Below are 15,273 nucleotides of genomic sequence, written 5' to 3' on the forward strand. Positions count from 1 at the left end.
CGTTCGTGAACTCATGCGCAAAGGCGCCGAGCTCGCTCAGACGCTGCCGCCGGAGTGGGTCGAGCGCCTCAATCAGGCGCTGTTCTCTTCACCGGAAGATGCCAAGCTGCTGGAGGACCCGGTCATCCTCGCGGCGTGCCGGCGCGCCAACCGCGCAGAGTTGCTGCATTGGGCGAACGCCAATCTGCAGCGCCCCGGAGAACCGGTGCAACCCTACGTCTCGGCCGACATGGTGGACACGGCCAGGGAACTCGCCCGCAGAGGGCTGTCCGAGCTGCTGATGAATGTCGCGAGGTCGACACAGAACACCGCCTGGGAGCTATGGATGAAGATGGCCTTCAACCTGACGCAGGATCCCAGGGTGCTTGAGGAATTCCTGGAGGTCTCGTCGCGGTCCATCTCGGAGTTCATCGACAGCAACATGCGTGTGGTGACCCAGATCATCCTCGAAGAAAAGAGCGCCCAGGCCCATGACGACCCGATCGACAAACGAAGCCTGGTCAGTCGGCTGCTCGAGGGCAGGGATGTGGATACGGAGCAATTCGGCAGGCGGCTGGGCTACAGCCTTTTCCAGAAGCACTACGCCGGCCTGGTCTGGTGCGAAAGCCCGGACGCCGAGATCCGCCTTCTGGAGGATGTGGCGCGTACCCTGGCGCAACTCACGGGCACGGCGGCGCCGTTGATCGTATTCGCCGGCCCCGCGACCCTGTGGGTCTGGAGCCATGCGGCGAAACCGCTGGACCTGAACCTGCTGCAAGGCATCGCACTGCGGTTTTCAGGGATTCGCGCGGCAATCGGCTCGCCGGGCACGGGAGTCAATGGCTTCCGTCGCTCGCATCTGGAGGCACTGACGACGCAAAGGCTGATGGGCCGCCTGGCGGGCGCACCCGCCGTTGCCACCATCGACCAAGTGAGGATGGTGTCGCTGATGACCCAGGACGACCGCGCGGCCAGGCAGTTCGTCTTGAGCACCCTGGGGCGGCTGGCGACGGAGCCTTCGGTGCTTCAGCGCTCGCTGCACGCCTTCCTGGCCAATGGCTGCAATGTCACCCAGACCGCAGAAGCGCTGGGCACGCATCGCAACACATTGCTGCGCCGGCTGGAGCGTGCCCAGGACCTGTTGCCCGTCCGGCTTGCCGATCATCGCATTCAGATCGCCGCGGCCCTTGAACTGGTGATCTGGAGTACTCCCCTGATCGATGATGATAAATAACCATAAAGACCGAACGCGCTCTTCACAGTAAAAAGGATGCCCCGGTCAGGAAAAGACCGCCAATAAGGAAGAGGGTGATCAGACGAGTGCTGAGCCTGAGAGGAGGCTGATGCTCGACAGTCTTGTCCAGGGCGAAATAAAGCTTTCTGAGTATTTGCCGCTCATCGATATCGTCTGCATCGAATATTGAATCGATCACCGAGTCCGCGCTTGGAAATGGGTTATGCAAGAGCGGAGCGACATCGAATGCACTTTTCTGGAGCGCACGCGCGGAAAGCAGAGCCGAAGTGACCAGGGCCGCAAGCGCTGCGATAGCAAGAACCACCTCCAGGGGAGTGATCATGCTGATACTGGCCGAAGTGCCAAAGCGAAGCATGGTCCCATATAGAGTTATCACGCCGGCGAGGGCACCGAGTGACAACGTGAACATGAGGCGAAGGTAGACCGTCACCAGGTTCCTTGAGGAAGAAACCTGCTCAAGATAGATTTTCACCAGTGCTTCAATGGTCAGTCGGCGCGCTTCGAATACAAGCCGACGCTCGTCGGGGGAGGGGCTAGGTGACATCCGTCGTCCTTCTACTATGGTTGCCTGCTGGTTTCATCTTCGAATAGAAAGATGAGTCCCGCCAGAACACTTTTTGAATATTCAATGCAGGACGGCGCTTGCTGCAGCAGCGCCGTCATCGTCAATGGAACATACCTACAATTTCATCTTCATGTCATGTTCCGGTTTCGACTCAAGACAGCGGACGTCGTCCCAATGCATTCAACGTCGATCTATCCATTCGACTGTTGATTGCCAATCCATTGTCCAGACGGAGTGCCAGAGCAGCCGGCAGGCTGCGAATATGCGGCATAGATGGACCGTCATGGCTGTGGGACATTCAGCGTGAGGATGAGTATTTGCTCATGACGGGCCCGTATCGGCGATACAGCATTTCATGCAGTGGGCTCCGTGCAGAGGCGGTGACCTGCCCCCCGGTTTCAGTACCACGTCAAACTTAGTAGAGTCCGTTTTCCGAGCAGGAGACGGCAGTGAAAAAGCGTTTTATCGAAGAGCAGATTCTCGACTTCTTCAAGCAGGCGGAGGCCGGTGTGCCGGTGAAGGAACTGTGTCGCCGACACGGCTTCAGTGATGCCTCGTTCTACACCTGGCGGGCCAAGTTTGGCGGTATGACCGTGGCGGACGCCAAACGGTTGAAGGATCTTGAACTGGAAAACAGCCGATTGAAGAAATTGCTCGCCGAGGCCCACCTCGACATCGAGTCGCTGAAAGTGGTCGCCCGGGGAAAAGGGTAAGCCCGACAGCACGGCGGGAGGCGGTGCAGGAGATGCAGGCGCGAACCGGCATCTCCGAGCGTCGTGCCTGTCAGTTGATCGGGCTGTCCCGCTCGGTGTTGTGCTACCAGCCGCGAGCCAGTGTGCAAAACACCGAGCTGCAAGCCCAACTGGTGGAACTGGCCCAAGAGCGCCGGCGCTTTGGCTATCGCCGCCTGCACATCCTGCTGCGGCGTGCTGGCGTGCAGGTCAACCACAAGCGGATCTATCGCCTGTACCGCGCTGCCGGCTTGATGGTGAAACGGCGGCGCCGCCGCCATGGCGTCGCGGTGGAGCGCGAACGCCTGAGTTTGCCGAGCGCACCAAACCAAGTCTGGTCGATGGACTTCGTCTTCGATGCACTGAGCAACGGGCGGCGGATCAAATGCCCTATCAGCGCGACATCAAGCTGAAGCTGATTCAGCTTGGTAAGCCCACGCAGAATGCCTTCATCGAGTCGTTCAACGGTAAGTCCGGGACGAATGCCTCAATGAGCACTGGTTCTGTTCGCTGGCCGAAGCGAGAATCCGCATCGCGGCCTGGCGGCGGGATTACAACGCACACCGACCGCACAGCGCGATTGGCAATCCCACCCCGGCAGAATTTGCTGCAAGTTGGCGAACTCGCCAGCAGCAGCTGAAGCAGGAAAAATTAATATCAACCCCAGGGCCTACTAACTAGGCAGCGGTACTAAAACTGGGGGCAGGTCACTGCAACGCGGGCACATTGACTGCCTTGATCATCACACCTACCCAGTCTTACGCCAAGATGTTTTGGTCGGCCTACTGATGCCCCCTACCGTAACGTCATTCAGAGCAACTTGCGCTGACTTGCTTCTTCCAGAGTGCTCCGTGCCAACTTGGCCAAGATCTCATCAGTCGATTCGTTGAAGGGCAGGGCGAACACCAGCAGTAGCTGCGTCCAGGTAGTCGTTATCTCCCGTTTGACCACGCGTCCTTGTTCCTTGCCATTGGCATCGAAGAAACGAGTCTCCATGATCCACTCATTGTCAAAGGTTCCCGGAATCACCAGTAAAGTAGCGCCTGAGAGGATCGCCAGAAGCATGCTGCCGGTTTCATGGTTGCTAACCTTCACCTTGGCGTAGACGTCCGCAGTATTGAGTCCGAGCGCGACTTGCTCGAACGCTTGACTGCTCTGGTACTCTTTGATCAGCAGTCTCTCCAGGCGAGGTAGATTGAATCCGCGCTGACTGGGGGTACCGTTGAACTGATAGTCGGTATCGACCTTGAGGCTGACGGTGGGCTTGGCCGAGTTCAGTGGAATCGGCCAAGCGCTGGCGTCTGCCTGCTGCTGGTGCGAATAGGAAATGCAGCCGGTGAGTTGCAGGCAGAGAGCGCCTAATAGCGCGAGGTGGTATTTCTTCATCAGTCTTGCGCGAGAAACCTCGTCCTTGGGCGAGGAGGGATAGCGCGTCACGCGAAGCGTGACCCTGCTCTCGCTGCCTCCTTCTGGGGGGTGCTATCGGTAGGGTGTGAGAAAAAGGCGTAGCCATCGGCCTTCTGGATGATCTTGCAGTGGCTAATGCTTTGAATCGCCGTTGTTGCTGTTTGGATGGTGAAACTACCGGTTTGGCGGACTGCAACCGTTCCCTGGTCAATCCGGCTTGCTTTCACAAGGCTCCCCCTCAGGGCAGGGCAACTGCGCAGTGGCATCCTTCAGCAGCGACTCCACCAGTTGAGTGAGTTGCACACTGCCCAGGGAGAAGGCGGCATAGTCGTGATCCCAGAGGCCTGTGTTCTGCTGGACGTCCAGTGCTTTGTGGCTGCTGGCCAGCGCCTTGCCCTCAGCGTTTTCGATCAACAGGTCACCGACCAGATCGTACTTGTCCACGTAGATTGGGCCGTTCACCCAGATCCATGCAGTCAGTGTCAGCAGGGCACCTGGGATATAGCCGGGATGCGGGGTTCGCTTGCCTTCTAGCGAGGAGAAGCTGAACTTCAACACAACGTCATTGCCTTCGACCTTCGCTGGAAAGCTGATCAAGCGCCCGAAATACTCACCGCGCTCGACATGCTGCCCGATCTGTTGGGTCAGGGCCGCGCTGACGGTGCGGCGCCAGTCAGCATTGGTAATTTTCCTGTCGGTGATCTGTACCTCTTCCACCTGAACAGCGTGCGGGTAGGTGCTTTGCGCTGTTTCTGAAGGTGCGCCGATGGGACCGGCGGGATGGAACGAAACACACCCGCCCAGACCAAGCATCAGCAAACCAGTGAGTGGTGGCAGAGTCGAACGCACGGTCTCTCCTTGAACTACCCGCAACTCTGGTCGTTGCATCGAGAGGGTAGTGATGATTTACGGATATCAAGAAATGACGGAAAGCAAGGGAAGAGCATTGCGGGGCGACTTCCTTATCGCTACGTCATCGCTTCCTGGCAGCAAGCGATGCAGGTGGCTGCATTATGCCATTATGCCCTTCTTGTGTCAGGCCCTGAAGGGGAGAGAGGATTACAACGAGGAACATCCGCAGCGCACTGAACTACCGCTCGCCGCTGCGCAATTGCGCTTACTTGACCACCTGATTGCATTTGACTGGACTAAGCATTTGCATCGGATCTGAGACCGGCAGAGAACGACCAATAGCTAGCTTTGAAGGGCAGTTTGTAATCCCGGACACCGATTTAGGCGACAATCCTTGCCGTGAGAGAGGTGTCTGATGAGCAAGCAACGACGTACGTTTTCCGCCGAGTTCAAGCGAGAGGCCGCGCCCCTGGTGTTGGACCAAGGCTACAGCCATATCGACGCCTGCCGTTCGCTGGGTCGGCCTTGCGCCGTTGGGTGAAACAGCTCCAGCAGGAGCGCGACGGCGTGACCCCGAAGAGCAAGGCGCTCGCCCCAGAACAGCAGAAGATCCAGGAGCTGGAGGCTCGGATCAACCGGCTGGAGCGGGAGAAAGCGATCCTAAAAAAGGCTACCGCTCTCTTGATGTCGGACAAACTCGATAGTCGGTGGAAGTGGTCTGTTCAGCTTTCGATGTGGCGCGGTCTTGCTACTACGTCCACCGTCTTCGACGTCGTCGGGTCGATGCGCGCCGCGTTGATGCGTGAGCTGGGCCTGGTCAGCAAGCAACCGGGCTCGCACGCCTACAAACAGGCCATGGTTGAGCGGCCGGATATCCCGAATCGGCTGAACCGCGAATTCGCGACCGAGCATCCCAATCAGGTGTGGTGTGGCGACATCATGTACATCTGGGCGCAAGGCCGCTGGCATTACTTGGCGGCGGTGCTGGATCTGCAGGCACGGCGGGTGATCGGCTGGGCGTTCTCGGCCAAGCCGGATGCCGAGCTGGTGATCAAGGCCCTGGACATGGCCTACGAACAGCGCGGCAAGCCACAATAGGTGCTGTTCCATTCGGATTCAGCCAGTTACGCCAGCCGCTTGTTCCGGCAGCGACTGTGGCGCTACCGGATGCAGCAGAGCATAAGCCGCCGGGGGAACTGCTGGGACAATTCGCCGATGGAGCGTCTGTTCCGCAGCCTGAAGTCGGAATGGGTCCCGCCGACTGGCTACCTGACGGCGCAGGAAGTCCAGCGGTACCACCTGCGGTGGCCGAAGAAAAACTCAACCCACTGTCCGGGATGGGTTGACCACTACAAACGGTGTTCACCGATTTCATCGTTCGGAACGCATCGTCTCTCAAGGGCAAGCTGTGGCAGTCAACGAGCGCAGACTGGTCGCTGCAACAGTATCTTCTGAGCTCCACCAGTATCAGTAATGACGTGCTCAAAATATTGCTCGATGGCGTCGTGCTTCAAGACCTATCAATGATAAAAGCAGCGCTACCTGAAGGGCGGTGGGTCATGCTGGTAGCCTCATCATTTCTGCCATACAGCTCGGAAGTCAGGGAGATCGTACTGAATACTTGCCCACATCTCGAAGGCCAGTACCTGGTTGAACGGTGGGATCTAGCAAAGGCAGAGATCGATATCAGTTCTCTCCAGCTCGACTCGATGCTCACTCTGAGCAAAAGCAAAGCGCTGCCACTCACACAGAAAATTCAGATGTGGTCAGGGCTTAGCCTAGAGACGATTGAAAGCAAACCGGAAGCGGTTCCAGAGCTCGGCCGTGTATCTATGCTGGCCAATAAAGCTGGCGAAAGGTTTGCTGATCCGCTGATGCCTGTGCTGCGACATCTGGTTCGCAACGCGAGCCTAACCTCGGAGCAGCGCTCTGAAATGCTGACACAATGTCTTCCTGGGATGAAGTGGCCGGAGGTTGCCGCAGCTCTAGGGTTGCTCGACGATGAGGACTTCAAAACCGTGAGCGCGAAGGTCAAGAAGATCAAGGTAAGAAACACCGAGTCAAACCGGAGGTTAGTCAACGAGATGAGATCTGAGGGGTACTTGGCAACGGTGACCTCAGAGGACGACGTCATCATCGCAACCACCAGGCCCTCGGCAATGACATCTGAGGACGCCTGAGCGTTGAAGGTAGCAGCTTAGCGACCACCGTACAGCACAGCGCCAGATCGGGCTTGACGCTTTAGGACTGAATCATCCTGGCTTCTAACATAGCATTTAATTTAACATAATATACATTATGCGAATCCATGGTGTTACGGCCAAATAGTAATGGCGTCTAGGGTTTCCCTCCTGCATCACAGGAGGCACGCCATGACTGCGGCAACTTGCGGATGGGTCACCATGAGCATGCGGGAGCTGGATCGCCTCAAGGTCATCGAGGCAATCATCGAGGGTCGGTTGAAACCTGCCGCTGCGGCGCAGCGTCTGCGCCTGACGACACGTCAGGTGCACCGGCTGGTTCTGCGTTATCGCGAGGACGGCCCAGCCGGCCTAACATCTCGTCGACGTGGTCAGCCGAGTAACCGGCAGTTGTCGCCAGGTCTGGAGAATCCCGCCATTAGCTTGATTCGACGGAACTATAGCGACTTTGGTCCAACTCTGGCCCAGGAAAAACTGGTCGAGTGCCACGGCCTTAAGCTGGCCAAAGAAACGGTACGACGGATCATGGTTGATGCCGGCATGTGGGTACCGCGCAAGCAACGGCCGCCCAAGGTCTATCAGCCACGCAACCGGCGCGCCTGTTGCGGCGAACTGATCCAGATCGATGATGGAAAGCCGCTGGCCTTCTACAGCGACAAAGCCAGCGTGTTCCGCAGTAACCACAAGGCGCCTCAGGGCGGCGACGGCTATACCCAGTTCGGCCGAGCGATGTACGAGTTGAACATCGAGAGCATTTGCGCCAACAGCAGCCAGGCCAAAGGTCGTGTGGAGCGTGCGAACCTCACTCTGCAGGATCGCCTGGTCAAGGAGCTGCGGCTTCGCGGAATCAGCAACATGCCCGACGCCAATGCCTTTGCAGCCCACTTTATGGCCAGCTACAACGCGCGTTTTGCCAAGCCGCCGCGCTCTGAGCATGACTGCCATCGCCCGCTGCACAGTGATGAAGATTTGGATCTGATCTTCGCCTGGCGAGAAGCGCGGCGAGTTTCGCAGCGGTTGACCGTGCAGTACGACAAGGTGCTGTATCTGCTAGCGGACACTCCGCAGTCCCGTCGCCTGGCGGGTGATCATGTCGAGATCTACCACTACCCGGATGGCCGCATCGAGCCCAGGGTGGACGGCACCGCCCTCCCCTTTACCACCTACGACAAACTCTGCGAGATAGACCAGGGTGCCATCGTCGAGAACAAGCGCTTGGGTCATGTGCTGCAAGTCGCCCAGCTCGTCCAAGCGCAGCGCGACAGTCGGCGCTCGCAATCGGTACCGGGAAATCCGCGGCAGTCAACGCAAGGCAAGATGCTGTCGAAGAAGGCGCAGCGAGAACTGATGCCGGAAGATATCGCCGCTGCCCTGGATAACACGCCACCATCGAGGCGAAGTCGCCATGCGTGAGTCAATCAGCGCCGAGGCACTGAAGATACTAGTGGTTGCCGGAGCTGCGCGGGACTTACGTGCTATTCCTGCGCCTTCCGGCCACGGTTGGCAGCTCCAAGTGCGCTACAGTCCCGACGGTCAATATTACCCGCTACGTTCTCGACGTGAACTTGTGCGCGTATTTGGATCACTGGACTCGCTTAATCGGTACGCAAATCGTTTGGGCATCCACACGTATAGCGTGGAGTTATAACTGTGACACGAATTTCCCCATGTGGGGAGTCGACAGGTTTCTAGAAAAATAGTTCGATAAGTGTAGCGACTTTCGTTTGCAAACCGCTACAAATAGCGCTGCGGGCCAACCAGCTGAGTTTTTCCAACACCTGACAGTGTGGAATAACGCTTCTCCGAGTTCCGGAATTAAGGACGATGGTATCCACATATTATTTAGCGGGCGTGATAATTTTTTATCTGGCCCTCTTTATCGAAGGAGAGGGCCAGATAACACTAGATCGCTGCGAAATAGGCCAGCAGCAAGGCTACTGCGGTCGTATAGCGGAGACCCGATTTGATCGTATTGAATACGTCGCTGAAGTTGGGAGCGTCCAGACGTAAACCAACACCAGGTCCGACTAACGCTTTGATATCCTCAGGGAGCGTCATTGCCTGCCAAGTACCAGGAGTCAGTGTCCTCAGATTCACACCGTAGGTAACCAGTAGTCCGGATTCCTGCGAAATGCCTCCGGATGCATCCGTAGAGAAACCAACGTCGGTTGGATAGACGTTCGGACTGCCCTTGAAGCGGTCAAGATATCCACTGCCGAAACGGGCTTTTATTCGATCAAGATTCTGCGCCATGGAGGTGAGCAAAGGAAGTATCTCAACGTTGCAAACACGTTCCTTTTCATTAACCATCCTGAAACCAATGGTTACGCCGTTGGCTATTTCCTGGGCAAGCAACGTCGAGTATTGCTGGTCCGCTTTGCTGATGTCTCCGCCCGGAATGAATTCCGGGTGTAGCCTCAGCGGAATGTCCCATGCCTCTATAGTCTGTGCTTCGGGGAAGACAAAGCCAGGATTGCATTGACGGGCAAAACCCTTATAGATATTAGCCAGGGATTGACCAGGATTCTGGTAGATATTGATCTCGGCCATCGTCGCCACCTCTAGAGTCCCAGGGATCGTTGGAGATAGTCCGCGCGATTGTTCAATCGCCTGGCTATGCCATCGCTCGGATCGGTACTGTTGGGAGTACCATTCCAGTTCCTCAACTCCCTAATGGCGGCTGGCCAGTCGCTCTGGGAAATAGCAGTCTCAAAGTTTGGGAACGAGGAATACTCACCATAGTGGTAATACAGGTCTGTCACTATGGTTTTGACCGCCGGAGGTAAGGTGCTCCACTGCTGGAACTTCACCTTCATCCGATCAGTGACCTTGATCATCTTGGCGGTAAAGAGGGACAGCCCGTCTTCATCTGTGAGTACCGGGATGAGTTGGGCTAATGCCTGGAAGGTCGCGGTGTTCGCTCCTTTCAAGCCGAGGGCGGGGCGAATTTTTTTGCGCGTGGATTCAGCAATGTTCAGAGCCTGAATGCCGGATTCATCGTGCTGGCCGACATCGAAGCCATAGCCAATCGTTACACCTGATTCACCGTTGGGGTCAGAGGTCGGAATAGTAGCTCTGTTGCCTCGCCCACCAGGAGGAAGCTCATGACGGGCGGTGAAATCGATATTAATACCCATTTCAATCAGATAGGAAATATTGGACTGGAGGCGGCTGACCTTATCGGCTTTGTCACCATCGATGCGGTCTTGGATAAAGGTATTGATCTGCTGGTTCAATTGCACCTGGAGGTCGCTCACCGAAATACTGTTGGCTCCTCCGGTTTCGGCGACCGTACGAATAGTGACCTCATGAACCTTGAAGTAGTCGTCGAAGACTAGAACGGGCCGCCCGGCAGTCTGGCTTATGACCTGCGTCAGTTGCCCCGTCAACCCACCTTGTGCTGAGTAGCTGGGGGATGACAGCCAGTCGGTATAGAGGTCAGGAATTCCGTGAGTAATTCGGATAGGCTCTGGTTCCGCTGCGAGCAGAACACGCTGTGCCTCCTCTCGTTCTGGATTTTCTAGGTAATTGTATAGCCGCTCCAGATTGCGCTGAAGGGTCTGATCCAATTCTCTATCCACCTTAGTCTCCTCTGCTTAGTGAAGCCAATTTGTTATTTCATTGACTGTTCGCACTCGCTTTCTAGACGATTGAACTCAGTAGAATACTTATCATATTCATTTTGCATTTTTTCCGGCAAATACTCTCGCTTCAGGTCTCTGAAGAAGCTGCCCTTCTCTAGTATCTTCTTGCATTGGTGGTTTTTGGCAGACAAGGAGAGATGTGCCGTATGAAAAACACGAGAGAGATAACCAAAACCTTCAAACATATCCCTACACTCTGTTATCAGTTTTCGAGAAATCCAGTAGGCCTTCTCTGTCTCGTTATTCTTCAGTGCTTTCTTCACTTGCTTGTCGTTGAATCTTATAGAGGCGGGCTCGCAGATTGGGGAAGGCTTCCAATACGTACCAGTAAAACCTGCTGCCGCCCCGCAGAAGCCCTGACAGTCCCTGCTTGCGGCTCCTTTCTCTATGGTAATTCTGTCATCATTCAGTTTGAAAACGACATCGCACGACATATCGCCGATGCCACGGACGTCGACCTGCACATGACCTGACTCTATAGTTCCATTCAATCCGCAAGCATGTGCATTGTGTCCAGTGCTTCGTATCCGAAACTTTTGAAGTCCTTCGAATAACGGAGATATCGTCAGCAGCCCACTATTTCCAGTCCTATAGTAATCCCCAGGAGGGAAGTAGCTCTTTGGTTCTTCAGCGACACAAAGAGTGATATTGTAGTAAAGGGTGAGTATGGCAAAAATGCTAATGCTTTTGAGCTTCATGTTTATGCCCTGCATGAAAGCAGCTAGGTGGGGCGCTGGGTGATCCCATATAGGATGGTTTTTTTGCTGGTCAGATCGACTGATCTATAAGTTCCGTCGAGCAGGCTAGTCCGCCCAAAAAACACAAGCAGACTTGTAAGAGTCATTCTGTTTTACCAGCACTTCATGTTCAACATCACTAAAGTTTAGACGTCATTGAGCATGAGCTGGAAAAAGTTGCGGCAACGACCCTAGACGCTGAACGCTGCTCACCTGAGGCGTTCCACTTCCTTGCGAAACATCACTCTCTGCTTGAAGCTGAAACCTCCGCCACCATCCAGCAGCGCCGGCGGAGCAACCGGTAGATCGGGCTCGCGGCAGGTGGCTATCACGCGCTTGGCGAAGACTTCATCGAGCGTACTGCGGCTCTTATCATTCCCCGCGCCGTACTGTACCCGGCAACTGCTTATGCGCCCCGACGAGCTTGCGAAGCGGAAAAACACCATAACATCGGCCTCGGGGATCTCATCTCCCGGTGCGAACAGCGGGTAACGAAGCCTCTTGGCGAATTCCTGGCGGAATTCCTGGATAAAAATGGCCTCTTGCTCTGCTCGCTCCTGCAAAGTGACTGAATGGGAGCAGCCGCCGATCAGACTCAGCAATACCAATAGGCAAACTATCCTCAACGCTCTTCCTCCTTGAAAAAGAGGCAGTCTTTTATTTTAGTATCTAAAAATGACTCTTGACGTCTAAGCCAAGAACTGCAAGAGCTTCCAGCGCCAGGTTTTGACCTTCTGCAATACCCGAATTATGTGCAAACTCGACAAGTCGCTCGATTACTCTGACGCCACCCTGATCTGGCTCGACAAATTCCGATATATTATCCATAGCAACTGAGGCGTCCCACGCAGCCTGACTAAGCAGCTCTTTATACAATGCATCAGCGCTAGATATATTACGAATATTTGCGAGATTAAGCCTGATTCGATCCAAGGCTTCGTGCGCAATCTGAAGTAGCAGATATGGAAATGGATTCTTTTGAGTTCGACGCTTCCTGCATGAGTCGCTAATTAGTCCAGCAAGCATTGCTGATCCTTCGGCCTCAATGCGAAGGGAATCATCAGCAATCGAGATTGTCCGCGCCTTCGCAATATAGCCCAAAACGTAAGCATCGAACTGAGTCTCGGCAATCATAGACAGAATCTGATTATTACGATTATTGAAATTCATAAGATGCTCCTTGCCCAATCTCAAACTAGATAGATCAGTGGAAACTGTTTCTGAATTCTGTAGTAGACTGCCCGGTCCAACGTCTGAATGCATGTCTAAAACTCGCTGTTTCCGAGTACCCCAGAATATCGCTAATACGATCAACTGGTATCGATGAATTCAGTAGCAGTGCAATTGCTCGTTCTTTGCGGGCCTTATCTACAATCTGGCGATAAGTGCAGCCCTCGTCCGCCAAGCGACGTCTTACCGTCCGCTCATTCATGCGTAAATACTTTGCGGTAGTCACCAAGCTAGGGTATTGATCTGGTATGGAATCAAGGAATAACTCGATTCGCTGACGGAGCCCTCCCATCTCTACTTCCAACAGAGCATTGAAACTCTCACCTGCCATAGTCAGGGCCGACTGAAATACCGCCGGATTGGCAGTCGCCAGTGTTCTATTCAACTGATGAGCTGGAAAGCTAAATATTATGTCATTTCCTTCATGCTTCACAGGCAAAGAAAAGAAACCTTCATATATTGTTTTATCTGCGCCGTGCACAGGCACTGTCAATGCAGAGATGGGAAAGTCATTACCTAACAGATCCATAATGAGCTTGTAGGTTGCAGAGGCTATAACATTTACATGAAACTGACGGGATGCGTCATTCCACTCTGGCTTAAAGTTAACTGAAATATGGATTTCTACTTCGTAATTCTCCCTAGGCTTGACGCCAACATTAGCTATATCACGATTGAACAACTTGACATAGGCCCTGATGACTTTCAAAATATCACCTACGTTCTCGGCACATAGCAACGCCAATCCTATCACGCCATAATCAGATATATGGTAATAAGTTCCAAGATTCAGTCCTTCTTTTCCTGAATACCCCTTGCTGACTATCCAGTTGTAAAGTGCGTCACTTCTTGACTCTTGTTCTGCCGCAAAGGGTGGTATTGCGATATCACGATCACGAAGATAGTTCTGCAGAGGGCGCCATTCAAAATCAAATATGTGTTCGGTCACCATGTCTATATTCACCTCACCCCTACTGTTCTTGATATAGCCCTGAACGCTGCAAGTGCCTCATGCTCCATACGGATGCCGTCAACGTTGTAGTCGACATACGCGGAGGTCTTTGCAATCACCACACGCCTAAGTGGATTTACATAAATAAACTGCCCGTACACTCCGATAGCCAAGAACTCCCCTTCTTTGCCTTCTGGAATCCACCACTGGTAACCATACCCAAGATTTGGCTCACCATCCTCTATGTAACGTCCAGGACGCAAGTGAGCACTCCGAGGTTTGGTTGATGCCTTGACCCACTCAGCACTTACAATTTGACTTCCAGTCAGGCTGCGACCGCCATGAAGAAATAATAGACCAATGCGTGCAAAGTCTCTTAGGCAAAGGTTCACCCCACCGAATGCTAGCTCTGTGCCCCGATCGTCTGTTAACCAAGCACCTTCACATTCGGCACCCAGTTGGGGCCAAAGTCTTTGATTCATAAACTGTGAGGGGCCCATACCAGTCGCGCCCAATAAGACCATACCAAGCACCTGGGTATCTACGCTAACGTAGTGGTGCACTCTCCCCGGGGCATCTTCTCTTCTCAATGAACTCACTTTTTCATTTACTGATCCGCCAAGCGCTATAGTCCTACCTAGCTGGTTGATATCGGAGTCCGAATTCCCGTAGTCCTCACTGAAAGCTATTCCTGATGACATCTCAAGCACATCTCTCAAAGAAACACCCGCATATCCGCCAGCAGAAAGCTGTGGGGCGTACAGGTTCACAGGATCTAGCAGACTGTGTATTGATCCTTCATCAACTGCCATTCCAATCAAGAGGGACATTAGTGATTTGCTTAGCGACCAGCCAATAGCAAGGCTTTTCGCACTATTGCCCAGGTAGTATTCCTCAAAGGCAATGCGATCGTCACTGAGAACTATAAGGCCGGTGGTATTGCTGCTCGCCAACCAGTCTTTAAAGCCAATCTCGTGACCTTGAAAGCTAAATGAGCCAGGCATATCCCTGAGGTTTTTTTCAAAAAAATGAGCCGCTCCGCTCTTCTTTATTGGGACCGAGTTAAACAGTCTCGGCATTGCTCGAAAATTTTCAGCAATTTTCCCCGAGTCAAACAAAGTGTAAAAATTCCACACTCTCACACCTGCACTACCAATGCAGGCGATGCTAAAAAAGATGAGAATCATTGAGAGGAAAATAGCATTTCTCTTATTTATCATTCTTGTCGATCTCTCAGTTTGTGCTAGCTCGTCTCGACCCAGCTAACAGCCAGTGACTATCCGGTAGTGGAGCAAGGTTAAGTCCTTAAGGACTTTTCTCTTAAAGGTGAAGATCAAGGCATTTCACCATCTACTGATATTTAATTTTAACTCGCTTAACACTACTCCGCACGCATGCCATGCACTACTATTATCTGAGTCGCGAAGGTATCCGCCTCCCTTGGACTATGCTTTCAATTTAGCAACACGAAACACTGCAGCATGATCGATATCGCCCTTGGATGAATCGGCAGACTCATCAATAGACGCCCGCAATAAACAAGACCCAACATCGCCGCATATCCCGGAGGATCAGCAACAGGATAGATTCAGTCTTTTTCATTATTTCCATCCGCCGCCTCATGCGTACTACTAGCCCGAAAGCTGATAAAACCAGTATGAAGCATCTTTTTGCTAGAGTATCTTCGGACAAATGCCGGATATTTTCGGACACCCTCTTC

The 15,273-nt window shown here is 53.8% G+C and carries 12 protein-coding genes and 3 pseudogenes; 5 read left to right on the plus strand and 10 right to left on the minus strand.

The genetic code is table 11. The annotated features are described in order from the left end of the window. Nucleotides 1-13: 13 nt before the first annotated feature. Nucleotides 14-1,213, plus strand: coding sequence for a PucR family transcriptional regulator (locus tag JHD77_RS20395; RefSeq protein WP_003160255.1), 1,200 nt, complete (start codon nt 14-16; stop codon nt 1,211-1,213). 22 nt (nt 1,214-1,235) lie between these two features. Here JHD77_RS20395 and JHD77_RS20400 read toward each other — a convergent pair whose 3' ends face one another. Further along, entirely contained in the window at nt 1,236-1,778 is a 543-nt protein-coding gene (locus JHD77_RS20400) for a hypothetical protein (protein ID WP_003122765.1), read from the minus strand. Between the two features lie 470 nt (nt 1,779-2,248). Here JHD77_RS20400 and JHD77_RS20405 point away from each other — a divergent pair. Then, nucleotides 2,249-3,211: pseudogene (locus tag JHD77_RS20405) on the plus strand (IS3 family transposase). 129 nt (nt 3,212-3,340) lie between these two features. Here JHD77_RS20405 and JHD77_RS20410 read toward each other — a convergent pair. Both JHD77_RS20410 and JHD77_RS20415 read right to left on the minus strand, forming a co-directional pair. After that, nucleotides 3,341-3,967, minus strand: coding sequence for a hypothetical protein (locus JHD77_RS20410; protein WP_169311264.1), 627 nt, complete (start codon nt 3,965-3,967; stop codon nt 3,341-3,343). A gap of 177 nt (nt 3,968-4,144) precedes the next feature. Next, nucleotides 4,145-4,786 carry a hypothetical protein gene (locus tag JHD77_RS20415; protein WP_023087971.1) on the minus strand — a complete coding sequence of 214 codons (642 nt, stop codon included), beginning with the start codon at nt 4,784-4,786 and terminating at the stop codon, nt 4,145-4,147. Between the two features lie 418 nt (nt 4,787-5,204). Here JHD77_RS20415 and JHD77_RS33110 point away from each other — a divergent pair. From JHD77_RS33110 to JHD77_RS20430, 3 genes and pseudogenes are all read left to right on the plus strand, one after another. Further along, a pseudogene (locus JHD77_RS33110) lies at nt 5,205-6,082 on the plus strand (IS3 family transposase); the annotation flags it as partial. A 62-nt stretch (nt 6,083-6,144) separates the two neighbouring features. Then, nucleotides 6,145-6,969, plus strand: a pseudogene (locus JHD77_RS20425) (hypothetical protein); the annotation flags it as partial. A 192-nt stretch (nt 6,970-7,161) separates the two neighbouring features. Next, a complete protein-coding gene (locus JHD77_RS20430) occupies nt 7,162-8,403 on the plus strand; it encodes a helix-turn-helix domain-containing protein (RefSeq protein ID WP_031756555.1) in 1,242 nt (413 codons plus the stop codon). A 489-nt stretch (nt 8,404-8,892) separates the two neighbouring features. Here the strand turns inward: JHD77_RS20430 and JHD77_RS20435 are convergent, their stop codons facing one another. The 7 genes from JHD77_RS20435 to JHD77_RS20465 all read right to left on the minus strand — a co-directional run bounded on the left by JHD77_RS20435 (nt 8,893) and on the right by JHD77_RS20465 (nt 14,773). Next, nucleotides 8,893-9,540 carry a DUF3218 family protein gene (locus JHD77_RS20435; protein WP_023088818.1) on the minus strand — a complete coding sequence of 216 codons (648 nt, stop codon included), beginning with the start codon at nt 9,538-9,540 and terminating at the stop codon, nt 8,893-8,895. 11 nt (nt 9,541-9,551) lie between these two features. After that, complete coding sequence (locus JHD77_RS20440) at nt 9,552-10,571, minus strand: pesticin C-terminus-like muramidase (RefSeq protein WP_019485419.1); 1,020 nt, start codon at nt 10,569-10,571, stop codon at nt 9,552-9,554. Between the two features lie 32 nt (nt 10,572-10,603). Continuing rightward, entirely contained in the window at nt 10,604-11,332 is a 729-nt protein-coding gene (locus JHD77_RS20445) for a hypothetical protein (RefSeq protein WP_010895605.1), read from the minus strand. Between the two features lie 248 nt (nt 11,333-11,580). Beyond that, nucleotides 11,581-11,997, minus strand: coding sequence for a hypothetical protein (locus JHD77_RS20450; RefSeq protein ID WP_003115932.1), 417 nt, complete (start codon nt 11,995-11,997; stop codon nt 11,581-11,583). Between the two features lie 43 nt (nt 11,998-12,040). Next, nucleotides 12,041-12,541 carry a hypothetical protein gene (locus JHD77_RS20455; protein ID WP_003124674.1) on the minus strand — a complete coding sequence of 167 codons (501 nt, stop codon included), beginning with the start codon at nt 12,539-12,541 and terminating at the stop codon, nt 12,041-12,043. A 34-nt stretch (nt 12,542-12,575) separates the two neighbouring features. Further along, complete coding sequence (gene vqsM, locus JHD77_RS20460) at nt 12,576-13,553, minus strand: HTH-type transcriptional regulator VqsM (protein WP_003113714.1); 978 nt, start codon at nt 13,551-13,553, stop codon at nt 12,576-12,578. Nucleotides 13,554-13,561: 8 nt separating this feature from the next. Beyond that, complete coding sequence (locus JHD77_RS20465; protein WP_003113715.1) at nt 13,562-14,773, minus strand: serine hydrolase domain-containing protein; 1,212 nt, start codon at nt 14,771-14,773, stop codon at nt 13,562-13,564. Between the last annotated feature and the right edge of the window lie 500 nt (nt 14,774-15,273).

The organism is Pseudomonas sp. P20 (genome assembly GCF_016463925.1).
GTDB lineage: Bacteria > Pseudomonadota > Gammaproteobacteria > Pseudomonadales > Pseudomonadaceae > Pseudomonas > Pseudomonas aeruginosa.

What these genes read in the sequence shown, in the direction of transcription:
- JHD77_RS20395 (WP_003160255.1), top strand. Translation starts at nt 14, where the DNA reads ATGCGCAAAGGCGCCGAGCTCGCTCAGACGCTGCCGCCGGAGTGGGTC.
- JHD77_RS20400 (WP_003122765.1), bottom strand. Translation starts at nt 1,778, where the DNA reads ATGTCACCTAGCCCCTCCCCCGACGAGCGTCGGCTTGTATTCGAAGCG.
- JHD77_RS20430 (WP_031756555.1), top strand. Translation starts at nt 7,162, where the DNA reads ATGACTGCGGCAACTTGCGGATGGGTCACCATGAGCATGCGGGAGCTG.
- JHD77_RS20435 (WP_023088818.1), bottom strand. Translation starts at nt 9,540, where the DNA reads ATGGCCGAGATCAATATCTACCAGAATCCTGGTCAATCCCTGGCTAAT.
- JHD77_RS20445 (WP_010895605.1), bottom strand. Translation starts at nt 11,332, where the DNA reads ATGAAGCTCAAAAGCATTAGCATTTTTGCCATACTCACCCTTTACTAC.
- JHD77_RS20455 (WP_003124674.1), bottom strand. Translation starts at nt 12,541, where the DNA reads ATGAATTTCAATAATCGTAATAATCAGATTCTGTCTATGATTGCCGAG.
- vqsM (WP_003113714.1), bottom strand. Translation starts at nt 13,553, where the DNA reads ATGGTGACCGAACACATATTTGATTTTGAATGGCGCCCTCTGCAGAAC.
- JHD77_RS20465 (WP_003113715.1), bottom strand. Translation starts at nt 14,773, where the DNA reads ATGATAAATAAGAGAAATGCTATTTTCCTCTCAATGATTCTCATCTTT.